This window comes from Nitrospirillum guaranorum (genome assembly GCF_034653275.1).
Classification (GTDB): domain Bacteria; phylum Pseudomonadota; class Alphaproteobacteria; order Azospirillales; family Azospirillaceae; genus Nitrospirillum.
Map to the genome: position 1 here is coordinate 216,456 of NZ_JAYEES010000003.1, position 15,268 is coordinate 231,723.

General features: G+C 68.5%; 19 protein-coding genes. 13 read left to right on the forward strand and 6 right to left on the reverse strand.

Annotation, left to right across the window (positions count from 1 at the left end; all coding sequences use genetic code 11):
* Nucleotides 1-135: 135 nt before the first annotated feature.
* Both UAJ10_RS09770 and UAJ10_RS09775 read right to left on the reverse strand, forming a co-directional pair.
* Nucleotides 136-600: a spore coat protein U domain-containing protein gene (locus tag UAJ10_RS09770; protein ID WP_322915193.1), complete on the reverse strand. Its 465-nt coding sequence runs from the start codon at nt 598-600 to the stop codon at nt 136-138.
* A 315-nt stretch (nt 601-915) separates the two neighbouring features.
* Nucleotides 916-1,380 (reverse strand): spore coat protein U domain-containing protein, encoded by a 465-nt coding sequence (locus tag UAJ10_RS09775; RefSeq protein ID WP_322915194.1) that lies wholly within the window; start codon nt 1,378-1,380, stop codon nt 916-918.
* Nucleotides 1,381-1,828: 448 nt separating this feature from the next.
* On the opposite strand from UAJ10_RS09775, the gene UAJ10_RS09780 reads away from it, so the two are divergent.
* The 7 genes from UAJ10_RS09780 to UAJ10_RS09810 all read left to right on the forward strand — a co-directional run bounded on the left by UAJ10_RS09780 (nt 1,829) and on the right by UAJ10_RS09810 (nt 8,542).
* The gene (locus UAJ10_RS09780) at nt 1,829-2,218 is read left to right on the forward strand and encodes a response regulator (protein ID WP_004272313.1); all 390 of its coding nucleotides are present in this window, start codon (nt 1,829-1,831) and stop codon (nt 2,216-2,218) included.
* Between the two features lie 5 nt (nt 2,219-2,223).
* A complete protein-coding gene (locus UAJ10_RS09785; protein ID WP_322915195.1) occupies nt 2,224-3,063 on the forward strand; it encodes a protein phosphatase CheZ in 840 nt (279 codons plus the stop codon).
* Between the two features lie 215 nt (nt 3,064-3,278).
* The gene (cdd, locus tag UAJ10_RS09790) at nt 3,279-3,731 is read left to right on the forward strand and encodes a cytidine deaminase (protein ID WP_322915196.1); all 453 of its coding nucleotides are present in this window, start codon (nt 3,279-3,281) and stop codon (nt 3,729-3,731) included.
* A 39-nt stretch (nt 3,732-3,770) separates the two neighbouring features.
* Complete coding sequence (gene deoC, locus UAJ10_RS09795) at nt 3,771-4,580, forward strand: deoxyribose-phosphate aldolase (protein WP_322915197.1); 810 nt, start codon at nt 3,771-3,773, stop codon at nt 4,578-4,580.
* A 68-nt stretch (nt 4,581-4,648) separates the two neighbouring features.
* Nucleotides 4,649-5,971, forward strand: coding sequence for a thymidine phosphorylase (gene deoA, locus UAJ10_RS09800; RefSeq protein ID WP_322915198.1), 1,323 nt, complete (start codon nt 4,649-4,651; stop codon nt 5,969-5,971).
* A 320-nt stretch (nt 5,972-6,291) separates the two neighbouring features.
* Complete coding sequence (locus tag UAJ10_RS09805) at nt 6,292-7,278, forward strand: response regulator (RefSeq protein ID WP_322915199.1); 987 nt, start codon at nt 6,292-6,294, stop codon at nt 7,276-7,278.
* A gap of 103 nt (nt 7,279-7,381) precedes the next feature.
* On the forward strand, nt 7,382-8,542 hold the full coding sequence (locus UAJ10_RS09810; RefSeq protein ID WP_322915200.1) for a cation diffusion facilitator family transporter: 1,161 nt from the start codon (nt 7,382-7,384) through the stop codon (nt 8,540-8,542).
* Nucleotides 8,543-8,545: 3 nt separating this feature from the next.
* Here UAJ10_RS09810 and UAJ10_RS09815 read toward each other — a convergent pair whose 3' ends face one another.
* From UAJ10_RS09815 to UAJ10_RS09830, 4 genes are all read right to left on the reverse strand, one after another.
* The gene (locus tag UAJ10_RS09815) at nt 8,546-8,917 is read right to left on the reverse strand and encodes a hypothetical protein (protein ID WP_322915201.1); all 372 of its coding nucleotides are present in this window, start codon (nt 8,915-8,917) and stop codon (nt 8,546-8,548) included.
* A gap of 67 nt (nt 8,918-8,984) precedes the next feature.
* Nucleotides 8,985-9,383 carry a hypothetical protein gene (locus UAJ10_RS09820; RefSeq protein ID WP_322915202.1) on the reverse strand — a complete coding sequence of 133 codons (399 nt, stop codon included), beginning with the start codon at nt 9,381-9,383 and terminating at the stop codon, nt 8,985-8,987.
* A complete protein-coding gene (locus UAJ10_RS09825; RefSeq protein WP_322915203.1) occupies nt 9,383-9,754 on the reverse strand; it encodes a methyltransferase domain-containing protein in 372 nt (123 codons plus the stop codon). Before UAJ10_RS09825 ends, UAJ10_RS09820 begins: the two co-directional genes overlap by 1 nt.
* 62 nt (nt 9,755-9,816) lie before the next feature.
* Entirely contained in the window at nt 9,817-10,416 is a 600-nt protein-coding gene (locus UAJ10_RS09830) for a TVP38/TMEM64 family protein (protein WP_322915204.1), read from the reverse strand.
* 264 nt (nt 10,417-10,680) lie between these two features.
* Here UAJ10_RS09830 and rpmH point away from each other — a divergent pair, with 264 nt between their 5' ends.
* From rpmH to argB, 6 genes are all read left to right on the forward strand, one after another.
* Nucleotides 10,681-10,815, forward strand: a complete 135-nt coding sequence (gene rpmH / locus UAJ10_RS09835) for a 50S ribosomal protein L34 (protein ID WP_044558639.1) — start codon at nt 10,681-10,683, stop codon at nt 10,813-10,815.
* A gap of 9 nt (nt 10,816-10,824) precedes the next feature.
* Complete coding sequence (gene rnpA, locus UAJ10_RS09840; RefSeq protein ID WP_322915205.1) at nt 10,825-11,268, forward strand: ribonuclease P protein component; 444 nt, start codon at nt 10,825-10,827, stop codon at nt 11,266-11,268.
* Nucleotides 11,265-11,576: a membrane protein insertion efficiency factor YidD gene (gene yidD, locus UAJ10_RS09845; RefSeq protein WP_322915206.1), complete on the forward strand. Its 312-nt coding sequence runs from the start codon at nt 11,265-11,267 to the stop codon at nt 11,574-11,576. Before rnpA ends, yidD begins: the two co-directional genes overlap by 4 nt.
* Before the next feature lie 91 nt (nt 11,577-11,667).
* Nucleotides 11,668-13,392, forward strand: coding sequence for a membrane protein insertase YidC (yidC, locus tag UAJ10_RS09850; protein ID WP_322915207.1), 1,725 nt, complete (start codon nt 11,668-11,670; stop codon nt 13,390-13,392).
* 94 nt (nt 13,393-13,486) lie between these two features.
* Nucleotides 13,487-14,152 (forward strand): ribosome biogenesis GTP-binding protein YihA/YsxC, encoded by a 666-nt coding sequence (gene yihA / locus UAJ10_RS09855; RefSeq protein ID WP_322915208.1) that lies wholly within the window; start codon nt 13,487-13,489, stop codon nt 14,150-14,152.
* 128 nt (nt 14,153-14,280) lie between these two features.
* The gene (gene argB, locus UAJ10_RS09860) at nt 14,281-15,207 is read left to right on the forward strand and encodes an acetylglutamate kinase (RefSeq protein ID WP_322915209.1); all 927 of its coding nucleotides are present in this window, start codon (nt 14,281-14,283) and stop codon (nt 15,205-15,207) included.
* The last annotated feature ends 61 nt before the right edge of the window (nt 15,208-15,268 follow it).

Below are 15,268 nucleotides of genomic sequence, written 5' to 3' on the forward strand. Positions count from 1 at the left end.
CCGAGTGGCCCCGGCGAAAACACCCCGCTCAGAAGATCAAGGATTTAGGCCGCCGCGAAACGGCGACGGCCCCGCCCGGGTGTTCCAGGCGGGGCCGTTGTGTCAGCCGGACCGGTGGGGTGGTCGGGGGCGGGGTCAGCGGCCCTGGATGGTGATGGTGAGGGTGTCGGTGTAGCTGCCGGCGATGGCCTGGGCGTTGGCGGGGACGGTGACGGCGACGGTGGCGGTCTTGTTGAACTGGGCGGAGGAGCGGACGACGTTGACGCTGCTGCCGCTGGACTGGCCGTCGTAGATGGGGGTGTAGCTGATGGGCTGGGCGCCGGTGGCGGAGGACTTCAGGGTGCCGCCGTTGGCGGAGGAGACGCTGATCTGGTAGCCGGCGCCGTCGTTGCAGGTCTCGACGACGCTGCCGACGGTGACGGCGCTGGAGCCGGCGAGGATGTTCAGCTGGGTGCCGGCGTCGGTGACGGCGACGGTGCAGGTCTGGGCGACGGTGCTGTTCAGCTGGATGGTGCCGGAGGCGGCGGCCGTGGCGGCGAAGGCGGGGGTGCCCAGGGAGATGGCGGCGACGGCGATCAGGGCGGCGGCGGAGCGGATCATGATGAGGGTCCTATCGGTTCGGCTGGGCTTGTTGCCCGATTGCTTTGATGGAAGATGTAAAAGCAATCGTGGTGCCAGAACCGGGGCCGGGTTGGCATGAACTGGTTAATACATTGATATCGTTAATTTATCAGATTTATGGCGACACTCCCGTCCCGCGCATGCCGTCCGGGCCGTTGCGTTGCGCACCATGCGAAAGGTTAGGAACGCAAGCGAATCAATGCATTAGGATTTGCGGTTCGCCAGATGGCGGGCACGCGAAAGGGCGCCCCGGCGTGGGGCGCCCTCTCCCGAACCTGAGGTGACCGTCGCGGCTTACTTGCCGGCGATGGTGATGGTCAGGGTGTCGGCGTAGCTGCCGGCGATCGCCTGGGCGTTGGCCGGGACCGTGACGGAGACGTTGGAGGTCTTGTTGAACTGGGCGCTGGAGCGGGTGACCGCGAAGCTGCTGCCCGAGCCGTTGGTGCCGTCGTAGCTGGTGGTGTAGCTGATGGCCTGGGCGCCGGTGGCCGAGGACTTCAGCGTGCCGTTATTGGAAGAGGCGACGGTGATGGTGTAGCCGGCGCCATCGTTGCAGTTCTCGACCACGCTGCCGACGGCGACGTTGCTGGAGCCCGACAGGATGTTCAGGGTGGCGCCGGCATCGGTGACGGCCACGGTGCAGGTCTGGGCGACGGAGCTGTTCAGCTGGATGGTGCCCGACGCGCCGGCGGCGGCGAAGGCGGGGGCGGCGGCCAGGGAAGCGGCGGCGATCAGGGCGGCGGCGGCGAAGCGGATCATGGCGTGGGTCCTATCGGTTCGGTGGGCGGCTTCAGCGGCCCGGTTGGTTCATGCCTCGTTATAAGCACCCATCGTGCCAGCGGAACGAGGTCGCCACCGTTCCGTCACCAAATCTCAATGAATTCAATCTATTATGCGGAAAAATCAGAGCCGTGGCCGTCATAAGCCTTTTTGCATAGGCCTTCTCCAAGGCCCTACATTGCTTACCGCATCGCACCCTTGGGATAGGGTCTTTTATTTGTGCAACGCATTACGCAACAGTCTGTATTCCACCCGCCGCTCTCCTGTCCGCCGATGGCGGCACTTCTTCTTTCGACGCTCCCCATACGGGTGGGTGATGGGCGAGAACCCAGACTCGTGCTAGGGTCCCGCGGGATATCACGCTCGTGTAAACACCCTGGTGGGTTCGCCCACCGCATCGCCAAGTACCCTCCGGAGACATGTTCCTATGGCCAAGGCCTCTGCCACCCCCGTCCTCGTTGTTGACGACTACGCCACCATGCGCCGCATCGTGCGCAACCTGCTGACCCAGATCGGCTTCACCCAGATCGAAGAGGCCGCCGACGGCGCCGAGGCCCTGGGCAAGCTGCGCGGCTCCAACGTCGGCCTGGTCATTTCCGACTGGAACATGGAGCCCATGACCGGCCTGCAGCTGCTGAAGGAAGTGCGCGCGGACGTCCGCCTGAAGAGCACGCCCTTCATCATGGTGACCGCCGAATCGAAGACCGAGAACGTCGTTGCCGCCAAGGAAGCCGGCGTCAACAACTACATCGTGAAGCCGTTCAACGCCGAAACGCTGAAAAAGAAGATCGAGAGCGTCCTCGGCACGCTGGAGTAACCCGCATGGGCCAGAAGACGGGTGTGGTTGAAACGGCGGCCCTCACGGCCGCCGATTACACGGCTATTGAGGCCGAGTTGCTGAACGATCCGCGGACCCGCGCCTTTCTGGAAAAGCGCGACGCCCACATGCGGAACGTGGGCGCGTCCACCGGCGGGGATTTGCTGGGCATCCTACGGGCCGAGGTCGGCAAGCTGCAGTCCATGAGCCATCAGCTGAGCGAAGGCAGCATCGCCATCGCCGGCCAGCATCCGCACATGCACATGATGCGGCAGGAACTGCGGCAGCTGTCCTCGCACATCGAGCAGACCAAGCAGGAAATCGCCCAGATGGTGCCCAAGGATTCGGCCAACAGCCGCATCCTGGCCGCCACCTCGGAACTGGACGCCATCGTCACCGCCACGGAACGGGCGACCAGCGATATCCTGTCCGCCGCGGAGGCCATCCAGGCCACCACCGAACGTCTGGCCCGCACCGGCCACATCGACGTGATCGAGATCGCCACCGATATCGAAAACCACGTCATGTCCATCCTGCTGGCCTGCAGCTTCCAGGACATCACCGGCCAGCGCACCACCAAGGTGGTGAACACGTTGCGCTATATCGAGCATCGCGTGGCGGCGATGATCGGCATCTGGGGGGTGGAGGGCAACGGCGACCCGATGATGTCGACCAAGCCCGGCGACACCCGCCCGGACGCCCACCTGCTGAACGGCCCGGCCCTGACGGACGTCAGCCAGGACAACATCGACGCCCTGTTCAACGCCGCCGGTGACGAGGCGCCCAAGCCCGCCAAGCCCACCGGTCCCAGCAGCCAGTCGGACATCGACGCCCTGTTCGATTAAGACCGCCGCCCGAGGGGCGGCACGCCAGCATCTGAAAGTGTTGAAAGCGGTCCGTCAAAGGCCGCTTTCGCATTTTCGGGCCTTGCGGTTTCTTCGCCTTGGGCACACCCTGCGACTTGACCATTTGGTCAGGTTATGGCGGTGTCGCCATGCCACCCTGTTGGTACCGCCCTATCCCACCTTCCGCATCACCGGATCAGGAGACGCCGACGGCCATGACCGCCACCCCGCCCGCCCCGGCCCCGACCCCGGCCGTGCCCGAGCTGTTCGCCGCCGCCGCGTCCGCGCGTGGCCATGCCCACGCGCCCTATTCCCGTTTCCTGGTGGGGGCGGCCCTGCGCACGCCGGATGGCGCCGTCTTCGCCGGCGGCAACGTGGAAAACGCGGCCTATCCCCAGGGCCAGTGCGCGGAGGCCAGCGCCATCGGCGCCATGGTCGCGGGCGGAAAGAAGCGCATCGCCGAGATCGTGGTCATCGGCGCGCCGGCCGACCCGGCCGCGGACGCGTCGGGCCTGTGCACGCCCTGCGGCGGCTGCCGCCAGCGCCTGCGCGAATTCTCCACCCCCGACACTCTGATCCATGTGGCGGGGCCGGAGGGGGTGCGTGCCACCTTCACCATGGACCAGTTGCTGCCCTTCTCCTTCGGGCCGGACAACTTAAGTTTCTAATCGGGTTACGTTCCCAATCGGGTTGAGCCGCCGACCGCCATGACCGATCCGCAATCGCCAGAGGGCCAGGAATTGGCCCGCCGTGCCCTGCCGCTGCTGGACCTGACCAGCCTCAACGAGGAAGAGGACGAGGCCACGACCGACGCGCTGTGCGCCCGGGCCGTCAGCCCGGCCGGCCGCGTGGCCGCCGTCTGCCTGTGGCCCAGCTTCGTTCCCCAGGCGCGCGCGCGCCTGGCCGGCACGGGCGTGCGCATCGCCACGGTGGTGAACTTCCCCGGCGGCAGCCTGTCGCCGGAAAAGGTGGCGGAGCAGACCCTGGCCGCCCTGGCCGACGGCGCCGACGAGATCGACGTGGTCATCCCCTACCACAGCATCATGCACTACCCCAACAGCACCCAGCCCGATGAGGTGCTGGCCGCCACGCGCGAGGCGGCGGGCGACGCCGTCATGAAGGTCATCCTGGAGACCGGCAGCCTGGCCAAGCCCGTCTTCATCGAAAGGGCGGTGGAGATCGCCGTGCGCAACGGCGCCGATTTCCTGAAGACCTCCACCGGCAAGGTGCAGATCGGCGCCACCCTGGGGGCCGCCCGCATCATGCTGGAAGCCTGCCGCGACAGCCTGAAGCCGGACGACGACGGCCCCCCCCGCCGGCCCGTGGGCTTCAAGGCGTCCGGCGGCATCCGCGACCTGGACGGGGCGCGGGACTACCTGGCGCTGGCGGACAAGATCTGCGGCCCCGGCTGGGTCAGCCCCGCCACCTTCCGCTTCGGCGCCTCGGGCCTGCTGGACGCCCTGCTGGCGGCCTTGGGCCAGGGCGACGGACACCCGGCGGTATCCAGCGGGTACTGAGCCCCTTCCATCGACCCTTTCCGCGCCGCCCCATCGGCGGGCGCCCCTATTCGCGAACGGACCATCCCATGCTTCCCCAAGAAATCATCCGCCAGAAGCGTGACGGCGGCCGCCTGGCCGCCGCCGACATCACCGACTTCGTGCGCGGCCTGACCGACGGCCGCGTCACCGAGGGCCAGGCCGCCGCCTTCGCCATGGCCGTCTATTTCCAGGGGCTGGAGATGGAGGAGCGGGTGGCCCTGACCCGCGCCATGACCCAGTCCGGCACGGTGATGGAATGGCGCTCGCAAAACCTGCCCGGCCCCATCCTGGACAAGCATTCCACCGGCGGCGTCGGCGACAAGGTCAGCCTGCTGTTGGCGCCCCTGGTGGCGGCCTGCGGCGGCTTCGTGCCCATGCTGTCCGGCCGGGGCCTGGGCCATACCGGCGGCACCTTCGACAAGATGGAAAGCATCCCCGGCTATGTCGTGCAGCCGGACCTGGCGAAACTGCGCCAGGTGGTGCGCGAGGTGGGCTGCGCCGTCATCGGCGCCACGTCCGACCTGGCGCCCGCCGACCGCCGCCTCTATTCCATCCGCGACGTGACCGCGACGGTGGAAAGCATCGACCTCATCACCGCCTCCATCCTGTCCAAGAAGCTGGCCGCCGGGCTGGACGGCCTGGTCATGGACGTGAAGTTCGGCAGCGGCGCCTTCATGGCCCAGTACGATGACGCCCGGGCCCTGGCCCGCAGCATCGCCAGCGTGGCGCGCGGCGCCGGCCTGCCCACCGTGTCGCTGCTGACCGACATGAACGAGGTGCTGGGCACCACCGCCGGCAACGCGGTGGAGGTGGCGGAGTGCGTGGCCATCCTGAAGGGCGAGGCGCCGGAGGCCCGCCTGTGGGACGTGACGCGGGAGCTGACGGCCGAACTGGTGCTGCTGGGCAAGCTGGCCGCCGACCTCGATGAGGCGCGGGCCAAGGTGGACCGGGCCCTGGCCGACGGCAGCGCCGCCGACCGCTTCAGCCGCATGGTGACCGCCCTGGGCGGCCCGGCCGACTTCCTGGAACGGTCGGAGACGTACCTGGCGGCGGCGCCGGTGGTCCGCGACATCCATGCGGTGGAAGCGGGCATCGTCACCGCCGTGGACACCCGCGCCGTGGGCATCGCCGTGGTGGCCCTGGGCGGCGGCCGCACCCGGCCGCAGGATGGCGTGGACCATCGCGTCGGCTTCACCGGCATCGCCGGCCTGGGCGACCAGGTCGATCCCACCGGCCGGCCGCTGGCGCGCGTGCACGCCGCGACCGAGGCGGACGCCGATGCCGCCGTGGCGGCCTTGGCGGCGGCCTTCACGCTGGACAACGGTCCGGCCCGGCGCGGCCCCACGGTGACGGAGCGTATCGTCGGTTGATGACCCGGCGCGAGGCCCCGGCCATCATTGGCTAAAGCGGCCACGACGCCGTCACGCACATGTATCAGGGGGCCCACCGTCCCCCTGATTTCAGAACTCGCCCAAGGAGAATACCAGCGGGTCTTGGCGGCTTGACCGCCACTATCGGGGGCATCCTTTCGGATCTGGCCCCCTGTTCTCGCATTTATTGCATTCTTGACGGTAAACGGCCATGATTCGCTGGCGTCGTTGGGATGTCGGAATGACCACCCGCGATTCGTCCCCTGGTCCCCTGAGACGCCGGCCCGCCGGCCCTCGCCGCCTTGAAGCCTGCCGCCCCCATGGCCACCGATCTCAGCAAGATCCAGACCCTGCTGGTTGATGCCGACCTGAACACCCGGCGCATCCTGCGCGCCATGCTGGCCCGCATGGGCATGGACAAGGTGACGGAGCATGCCAACCTAACCGACGCCGCCGGCAGCCCGGCCACCATTGACCTGGTCATCCTGGACGCCGACCAGGCGGAGGGGGCCGCCCTGCGCTGGATCCACGCCATCCGCCACGGACTGACGACGCTGAACCCCTTCGTGGGCGCCATCGTCATGACCTGGAATCCCACCCAACAGATGATGATCCGTTTCGCCGGTTCCGGCGCGGACGACATCCTGGTGAAGCCCTATTCGCCCAAGCAGGTGCAGGACCGGCTGGTCAACCTGATCGAGAACCGCAAGAAGTTCGTCGTCACCAGCGACTATATCGGGCCGGACCGCCGCCGCAGCCCCCGCGAGGGCCAGGTGGTGCAGTTGATCGACGTGCCCAACCCCCTGCGCCTGAAGTGCACGGGGGAGTTCGACCGCGTGAACATCCATGAGCTGACGGCCCACGCCGCCCAGGTCATCGATTCGGAAAAGGTGATCCGCCACGGCTTCCAGGTGGCGTTCCTGGTGGAGTTCGCCCTGCCCGGCCTGTCGGTGCATCCGCCGGAAAAGCGCGCCATGGACCACGCCCTGCGGGTGGCCCATGTGCTGGAAGACCTGGAGCGGCGCCTGCCCCCGGGGGACCTGCGGCTGGAGGCCACCACCCATGTCCGCCGCATGGAAAACCTGCTGGGTATCCTGAAGGCCCGCGGCGCCCTGCCCGCCGACGAGGTGGAGGCGTTGCGCCGCGAGGCCCACGCCCTGATGGGCCTGACCAGCCGGGTGGATGATCCGGAAAAGCGCATGAACGAGGTGCTGGCCGCCGTCGCCGGCTATCGCACCCGCCTGGACCAGCTGACCCTGGCCAAGACCACCGAGGCGGCGGCCGCCGCCGGCGGCGCCAGCGCGTAAGCCCCTGCGGCATAAGCCCGCCGGAGGCCAAGCGGGTGGCGCCCCTGGGGTCGCCCACGGTATGGTTGCCGCCCGACCACCCCTGAGCCCGTCCCCGAAGCCCATGGCCCCGCACGACCACGACCATCCCAAGTCCGCCCCGGCGCACGGCCACGATCACGGGCATGAGCATGAGCATGAGCATGAGCATGAGCATAGCCATGACCACAGCTGCGCCGGGCATGACCATGGGCACGATCATCACGGCCCCGGTGCGCATGATCACGGCCACCATGATCACGGGCCTCACGATCACAGCCACGATGATGGTCATGGCCACGACCATGCCGGTCACGATCACGACCACCATGGCCACAGCCATGGCCTGGGTGGCCACCACCATGCCGCCCCGGCCGACGCCGGCACGGCCTTCGCCATCGGCATCACCCTGAACCTGGCCTATGTGGGGGCGGAAGCGTTCTACGGCTTCGTCAGCAACTCGCTGGCCCTGCTGGCGGACGCCGGCCATAACCTGTCCGACGTGCTGGGCCTGGCCGCCAGCTGGGTGGCGGTGATCCTGGCGCGGCGCCGGCCCTCAAGCCGCTACACCTACGGCCTGGGCGGCAGCTCCATCCTGGCGGCGCTGGCCAACGCGGTGGCCCTGCTGCTGGTCACGGGCGGCATCGCCTGGGAAGCCGTGCGTCGCTTCAGCGAGCCCGAGCCCGCCGCCCCCACCATCATGATGTGGGTCGCGGCCGGTGGCATCCTGGTCAACGGCGGCACGGCCCTGCTGTTCATGCGCGGGTCGGAACATGACTTGAACCTGCGCGGCGCCTTCCTGCACCTGGCGTCCGACGCCCTGGTCACGCTGGGCGTGGTCATCGCTGGCGCCCTGATCCTGTGGACGGGATGGACTTGGCTGGACCCGGTCATCAGCCTGGTCATCAGCGTGGTGATCGTGCTGGGCACCTGGTCGCTGCTGCGCGAATCGCTGAACCTGGCCCTGGACGCCGTGCCGGCCGGGGTGGATCTGGCCGCCGTGCGCGCCTATCTGGCGGCCCTGCCCGGCGTGGCGGAGGTGCACGACCTGCACGTCTGGGCGCTCAGCACCACCGACACCGCCCTGACCGCCCATCTGGTCCGCCCCGACAATCGCGATGGCGACCCGCTACTGGCCCAAATCTGCCGTGAGCTGAAGACCCGCTTCCGCATCAACCACGCCACCGTGCAGATCGAGACCGGCCATGGCGAGCCCTGCGCCCTGGCGCCGGACAGCGTGGTGTGACCCCTATTCCGCGTCTTTATGGCACGACGCCTTGGTCGCGCCGCCGGCCTCGCACAGCATGCCGGTCGAGGATCTGAAGTTGCCGCCGGCAACCCGGCGCATGCTGACGCCGTTGCTGAATTGCACCCAGCTGCCAGCCCCCCAATGGGCGGTGATGCCGTTGGAGAAAGACAGGCTGCCATCCGGCAGGCGGAAGACCGCCACGCCGTTGTCGTAGTGGATGACGCCCTTCTCCTCCGTCGCCGACAGGCCGTTGGTGCATTCCACTTGGGCCACCGCCCCCTGGGGTATCCCCTCGTCCTTCTGCTCGCAGAAGAATGGGGTCTTGCCGCCGGTCAGCACCAGGGCGTAGACGGCCACTTCAAGGACGGTCATGGGGCCTCTTGCGGGAGAAAGGGGGCAGGGCGCGCCATTTTCCGCCTATCCGCATTCCCCGTCAATTTCAGGACGCCCGCGTGGCCACGATGAACAGCCGGCGGAAGGGGAACAGGGTGCGGCCGTCGGCACGGCGCGGATAGGCGGCGGCCAGGGCCGCGCGATACCGCTCCATGAAATCCGCCAGTTCAGCACCCCGCAGCGTTTCCAGCACGGGCAGCATGGCCGTCGCCTTGGTCCATTCCAGCACCGGGTCGGGACCATCCAGGACGTGCAGATACTCCGTCTCCCACACGTCCACGTGCGACGCGGCCGGGGCCAGCCAGTCGTAATACTGGGCCGGATCGTGCACCGGCGCCTCGCGCAGCCGGCCCTCCAGCGCCGCCGCCCAGGGCCCCTCCGCCGCAACCTGGCGCAACAGGGTGTGGGAGGGGGAGGCGAAGTTGCGCGGCATCTGCACCGCCATCACGCCGCCGGGCGACACCCCCTTGAACAGGCGGGGAACAGGGTCCCGTGCCCCTCCACCCACTGCAGGGCCGCGTTGGAGAACAGCACGTCCACCGGCGCCTTGGGCGTCCACTGACGGATGTCCCCCAGTTCCCAGGCCACGCGGGCGTCCAGCAGGGCGGCGCGCCCCAGCATGGCGGCGGAACTGTCGATGCCCGCCACCTCCGCCGCCGACCAGCGGCTGGCCAGCGCCATGGTCAGCTTGCCGGCGCCGCAGCCCAGGTCCACCACGGTGGCGGGCTTGCACGGCGGCAAGGCCGCGATGAGGTCATGCCCCGGGCGGGCGCGGGCCGCCTCGAACAAACCGTACTGCGCGGGATCCCAGGCCATGGGCGGCTCCTCCTTCCTCTTGGTTCCACCTTATATGTGGGGCCGAATCGGCCGAACGCGACTCAGGCACCCCGCCGCCAATGGCGAATCGCCACCGGCGCCAGGGCCAGCAACACCAGCAGGGCCAGGGGCCCGCCCACCTCGGGCCGCAGCACCAGCCCCAGGCCCGGCCGCTCCCCCGCCGCCAGCAGCGCCGGCAGCCGCGCACCCAGCAAGGCATAGAGGAATTGCGGGGGATAGGCGCCCAGGGCCGTGCCGATGATGAAGATGGGGACCGGCATGCGAATCGCCGCCGCCAGCACGTTGATGGCGGAAAAGGGCATGATGGGCAGCAGGCGCAGCACCAGGATCACGGCCCAGGGCTGGCCCGCCACAGGCTTCAGCCAGCCGGGCAGCCGCCCCGCAAGTCCGCCCACGCCGGCCCGGCGCAAGGCCAGGAAGACCAGGGTTCCACCGAGGGTGCCGCCCGCCACGGAGAGCAGCGCGCCCAGAGTGGCGCCAAAGGCGTATCCCGCCGCCAGGCTGACCACCGTGGCCGCCGGCAGGGACAGGGCGGCCACGGCCAGCGCCACGCCGAACACCGCCGCCGCGGCCCGGAGGGAATGGTCGGCGACCAGGGCTGAGAGTTGCGTCAGCCGGCCGGACAAGGTCTCAACCGTCAACCAATGGTGCCCGCCGGCCGCCAACACCACAATAAGACCCGCCACCAAAAGGCCAAGGGGCGCCAGGCGCCGTATCCAAGACACCAGCGGGCGGGGCAAGGGGCAGGGTGGACGGCCAGCGCCAGAGCTTTCATAATCGTCGGACGCCCTCTCCACAGGCAATGCGGCCATCCTTTCGATGGGAAACAGGCGCATTGACTCTGCGCCGGGCCGCCACTATACAACGCCCTTCCATTTTCCAGTTTTATATCCGGAGTATCAGTCGTGAAGCGTACGTTCCAGCCGAGCAAGCTCGTGCGTGCCCGCCGCCATGGCTTCCGCGCCCGCATGGCGACCCCCGGCGGTCGCAAGGTGCTGGCCCGCCGTCGCGCCCAGGGCCGCAAGCGTCTCTCCGCCTAAGGCAGGGAGATGGCGCCCCGGCGCATAGCCGTGGTGGGGCGCCTCTTGAAACGGTCGGAGTTTCTGGCCGTTGCCGGGGCGCGCCGTAAATGGGCAACCCCCGGCCTGATTTTGCAAGCCCGTGCCCACGACGATCGCCAGCGGCCCGCCGCCGGCGACGTTTTGGTGCGCGTGGGCTTCACCGCCAGCAAGAAGGTCGGCAACTCCGTCAAGCGCAACCGCGCCCGGCGACGCCTCCGCGCGGCCGTTCGCGCCGTGCTGGCCCTTCATGGCAAGCCCAACACCGATTTCGTCGTCATCGCGCGCAGCGAGACCGTGACCCGGCGGTACGCCGACCTGTTGGCTGACCTGACCCTGGCCTTGAAAAAGCTGGGCGCCTGGACCGAGGGCGCCCAGGCTTTCGTCATGTCCGCGCCCCCGCCAGCGGGGGCGGACGTCGGCCCGGCGTCATGAGCCCGCTGGCCCGCGCCCTGCGCCTGCCCATCCATCTCTACCGGCTGTTGCTGGCGCCCCTGCTGGGCCCGCGCTGCCGGTTCGAGCCTAGCTGCTCGGCCTACGCGCTTGAGGCCTTGGCGGCGCACGGCGGGCTGAAGGGCGGCTGGCTGGCGGCGCGACGCATCGCCCGCTGCCACCCCTGGAACGCCGGGGGGCTGGATCCGGTGCCACCAGCGGACCATATGCCGCCGGAATCGTCGCATTTCCGGCGTCATTCGCCTGACATTCAATGCTGCCATATGGACGGGGGACGCGCGGCCCGTTAGGGTCCTGCCGCATTCGTTTTAAGACTGCCGTCGTCGCCGGCCGGGCCTAGGCCCCGGTATCAAGGACTGGGGTCGTGTGGGAAGTGAATACATGAGCGATCAGAAGAACCTGTTCATCACCATCGGCCTGTCGGCCGCCATCCTGCTGGGCTTCCACTTCTTCTACGAGGCCCCGCGCCAGCGCGCCCTGCAAGAGGCGAAGGCCAGGCAAGAGGCGGCGCAGGCCCTGGCGGCGCCGCCGGCCCCCGGCGCCGCGCCCACGGGCGCGCCGGGGGCCGTCGCGTCCGGCGGCGTGGCCGACGCCCTGCGTGACCGCGCCACGGTGCTGGGCGAAGGGCAGCGCATCACCATCCGCACCCCGCGCCTGGCCGGCAGCCTGAACCTGCGCGGCGGCCGCTTCGACGACCTAAGCCTGCAGGACTACCGCGAGACGGTGGACAAGAGCAGCCCGGCCGTCACCCTGCTGTCGCCCAGCGGCGCCCCCGGCGCCTTCTTCGCCGAATACGGCTGGACCGCCAACGGCGCCGCCGTCCCCGGCCCCACCACCGAATGGCAGGCCGACGGGACGGAACTGACACCGGACCACCCGGTCACCCTGCGCTGGGACAACGGCCAGGGCCTGACGTTCGAGCGCACGGTGGCGGTCGACGCCAACTACATGTTCACCATCAGCCAGAAGGTGACGAACACCGGCGCCGCCGCCGTCACCCTCTACCCCTACGCCCGCATCGCGCGGGCCAGCCACCCGACGCTGGTCGGTTCCTACATGCTGCACGAGGGCCCCATCGGCCTGATGGACGGCACGCTGAAGGAGATCAGCTACAAGGACGTGGCGGGCGAGACCTCCAAGTCCTTCGACACCAAGGGCGGCTGGCTGGGCATCACCGACAAGTACTGGCTGGTCAGCCTGGTGCCGGACCAGGCCAAGAGCCTGACGGCCCATGTCGCCCACCAGGAAAAGGGCGACCTGTACCAGACCGACTACGCCGAGCCCTCGGTGACGCTGGAGGCCGGGCAGAGCACGGAGAGCAGCGAGCGCCTGTTCGCCGGCGCCAAGGAGATGAAGCTGCTGGACAGCTACCAGGATGAACAGCACATCCCGCTGTTCAACCGGGCCATCGACTTCGGCCACCTGTGGTTCCTGACCATGCCGTTCTCGCTGGCGCTGGACTTCTTCGGCCGCCTGCTGGGCAACTTCGGCCTGGGCATCATGCTGTTCACCATCTGCCTGCGCACGCTGATGTTCCCGCTGGCGCAGAAGCAGTTCCGCAGCGCCGCCAAGATGAAGAAGCTGCAGCCGCAGGTGGAGGCCATCCGCAAGCGCGCCGGCGACGACAAGCAGAAGGCGTCCATCGAGATGATGGCGCTGTACAAGAAGGAAGGCGCCAACCCCATGACGGGCTGCCTGCCCGTCCTGATCCAGATGCCCATCTTCTGGTCGCTGTATAAGGTCCTTTCGGTCACCATCGAGATGCGGCACGCGCCCTTCTTCGGCTGGATCCATGACCTGTCGGCGCCCGACCCGACCAGCCTGTTCAACCTGTTCGGCCTGCTGCCCTTCACCCCGCCCACCTTCCTGCACCTGGGCGTTTGGCCCATCCTGCTGGGCTGCACCATGTTCCTGCTGCAGAAGATGACGCCCACCCCGGGCATGGATCCGACGCAGCAAAAGGTGATGATGACCATGCCGCTGGTCTTCACCTGGATGATGGGCTCCCTGCCCGCCGGCCTGGTGATCTACTATGTGTGGTCCAACCTGTTCAGCGTGACGCAGCAGTACGTGCTGATGCGCCGCATGGGTGTTAAACCCACCTGACCAGGCGCCAAACGCCAGGTTTTCATACCGCCGGGGGCATGGGACAAGGTTCCATGCCCCCGCGCTATTTCCAGATCATGAGAGAGTACGGCCCATGGCCATCCAGCTGCCCCCCCTGCCCGCCCTGACCCCCATCTCGCCCGAGGCGCTGGAGCAGGGCCGCCTGCTGTTCGCCAAGGAGTGCGAGTTCAAGTGGGGCGCCTCGGCCAAGGACAACCTGCCGCCGCAGGGCCTGCCGGAGGTGGCCTTCGCCGGCCGGTCCAACGTGGGCAAGTCCAGCCTGGTGAACGCCCTGACCGGCCGCAAGACCCTGGCCCGCACCTCGCATACCCCTGGGCGGACGCAGCAGCTGAACTTCTTCGACCTGGGCGACCGGCTGTCGCTGGTGGACATGCCCGGCTACGGCTACGCCAAGGAGAGCAAGGAAAAGGTGGAGGCGTGGAACGAGTTCGTGCGCGCCTACCTGAAGGGCCGGGTGACCCTGCGCCGCTGCTGCCTGCTGATCGACAGCCGCCACGGCTTCAAGCCCATCGACATGGAGGTCATGGGCATGCTGGACAACGCCGCCGTCGTCTATCAGGTGGTGCTGACCAAGACCGACAAGCTGACCCGCCAGGCCCTGAACCACGTGCACGCCGCCACCCAGGCCGCGATCAAGAAGCACCCGGCCGCCCATCCCGAGGTGCTGTTCACCAGCAGCGAGACGGGCCAGGGCGTGCCGGAACTGCGGGCCAGCCTGGCGGCTTTAGCCAATCCGTAACACGCATGACCGGCCGGCGCGGCTATGCTGGCCCCATCGTCGCACCGTCCGTAACGGGGGATTGCCCCCGGGCCGGGTCGGGTATAGATACGGACCGCCCTTCCATCCCGTGACACGGATCCCAGCCGATGACCGCTGCCACCGCCGCTTCCCCCTCCCTGGCCGCCTCTCGTGAGGAGTGGCTGGGCAAGGCCCTGACCCTGTCGGAAGCGCTGCCCTACATGCGCCGTTACGCCGGCCAGACCTTCGTCGTGAAGTATGGCGGCCACGCCATGGGCGACGAGCGCCTGGGCGAGATGTTCGCCCGCGACATCGTCCTGCTGAAGCAGGTGGGCATCAACCCCATCGTGGTGCACGGCGGCGGGCCGCAGATCGGCCAGATGCTGGACCGGCTGAAGATCAAGTCGGAATTCATCGACGGCCTGCGCGTCACCGACAAGGAGACGGTTGAGATCGTCGAGATGGTGCTGTCCGGCTCCATCAACAAGCAGCTGGTGCAGCTGATCAACGACCAGGGCGGCCAGGCCATCGGCCTGTCGGGCAAGGACGGCAACCTGATCGAGGCCCGCAAGGTGATGCGCACCAAGCGCGACCCCGACAGCAACATCGAGCGGGTGCTGGACCTGGGCTTCGTGGGTGACCCCTTCAACGTCAACCCGGGCATGATCCGCCGCATCCAGGACGCCGGCCTGATCCCCGTCATCGCCCCCATCGGCTTCGGCCCGCATGGCGAGACGTTCAACATCAACGCCGACACCGCCGCCGGCGCCGTGGCCGCCGCCATGAACGCCAAGCGCCTGCTGCTGCTGACCGACGTGGCCGGCGTGCTGAACAAGGACAAGGCCCTGATCCCCGAGCTGTCGGTGGACCAGGCCAAGGCCCTGATCACCGACGGCACCGCCAGCGGCGGCATGATCCCCAAGATCGAGACCTGCATCCAGGCGGTGGAAAAGGGTGTCGACGCCTCCGTCATCCTGGACGGCCGCGTGCCCCACGCCATCCTCATGGAAATCTTCACCGAAGGCGGCGCCGGCACCCTGATCGGCCACAAGTAGGCGCCGACGGCGGTCAAAGAAAGCGGAACGCCGGGTGGAGTGATCCGCCCGGCGTTTTTCT

Coding starts and splice junctions, on each gene's coding strand:
- UAJ10_RS09770 (WP_322915193.1), bottom strand. CDS start 600: ATGATCCGCTCCGCCGCCGCCCTGATCGCCGTCGCCGCCATCTCCCTG.
- UAJ10_RS09775 (WP_322915194.1), bottom strand. CDS start 1,380: ATGATCCGCTTCGCCGCCGCCGCCCTGATCGCCGCCGCTTCCCTGGCC.
- UAJ10_RS09780 (WP_004272313.1), top strand. CDS start 1,829: ATGGCCAAGGCCTCTGCCACCCCCGTCCTCGTTGTTGACGACTACGCC.
- UAJ10_RS09785 (WP_322915195.1), top strand. CDS start 2,224: ATGGGCCAGAAGACGGGTGTGGTTGAAACGGCGGCCCTCACGGCCGCC.
- cdd (WP_322915196.1), top strand. CDS start 3,279: ATGACCGCCACCCCGCCCGCCCCGGCCCCGACCCCGGCCGTGCCCGAG.
- deoC (WP_322915197.1), top strand. CDS start 3,771: ATGACCGATCCGCAATCGCCAGAGGGCCAGGAATTGGCCCGCCGTGCC.
- deoA (WP_322915198.1), top strand. CDS start 4,649: ATGCTTCCCCAAGAAATCATCCGCCAGAAGCGTGACGGCGGCCGCCTG.
- UAJ10_RS09805 (WP_322915199.1), top strand. CDS start 6,292: ATGGCCACCGATCTCAGCAAGATCCAGACCCTGCTGGTTGATGCCGAC.
- UAJ10_RS09810 (WP_322915200.1), top strand. CDS start 7,382: ATGGCCCCGCACGACCACGACCATCCCAAGTCCGCCCCGGCGCACGGC.
- UAJ10_RS09815 (WP_322915201.1), bottom strand. CDS start 8,917: ATGACCGTCCTTGAAGTGGCCGTCTACGCCCTGGTGCTGACCGGCGGC.
- UAJ10_RS09820 (WP_322915202.1), bottom strand. CDS start 9,383: ATGGCGGTGCAGATGCCGCGCAACTTCGCCTCCCCCTCCCACACCCTG.
- UAJ10_RS09825 (WP_322915203.1), bottom strand. CDS start 9,754: ATGGCCTGGGATCCCGCGCAGTACGGTTTGTTCGAGGCGGCCCGCGCC.
- rnpA (WP_322915205.1), top strand. CDS start 10,825: ATGGCGCCCCGGCGCATAGCCGTGGTGGGGCGCCTCTTGAAACGGTCG.
- yidD (WP_322915206.1), top strand. CDS start 11,265: ATGAGCCCGCTGGCCCGCGCCCTGCGCCTGCCCATCCATCTCTACCGG.
- yidC (WP_322915207.1), top strand. CDS start 11,668: ATGAGCGATCAGAAGAACCTGTTCATCACCATCGGCCTGTCGGCCGCC.
- yihA (WP_322915208.1), top strand. CDS start 13,487: ATGGCCATCCAGCTGCCCCCCCTGCCCGCCCTGACCCCCATCTCGCCC.
- argB (WP_322915209.1), top strand. CDS start 14,281: ATGACCGCTGCCACCGCCGCTTCCCCCTCCCTGGCCGCCTCTCGTGAG.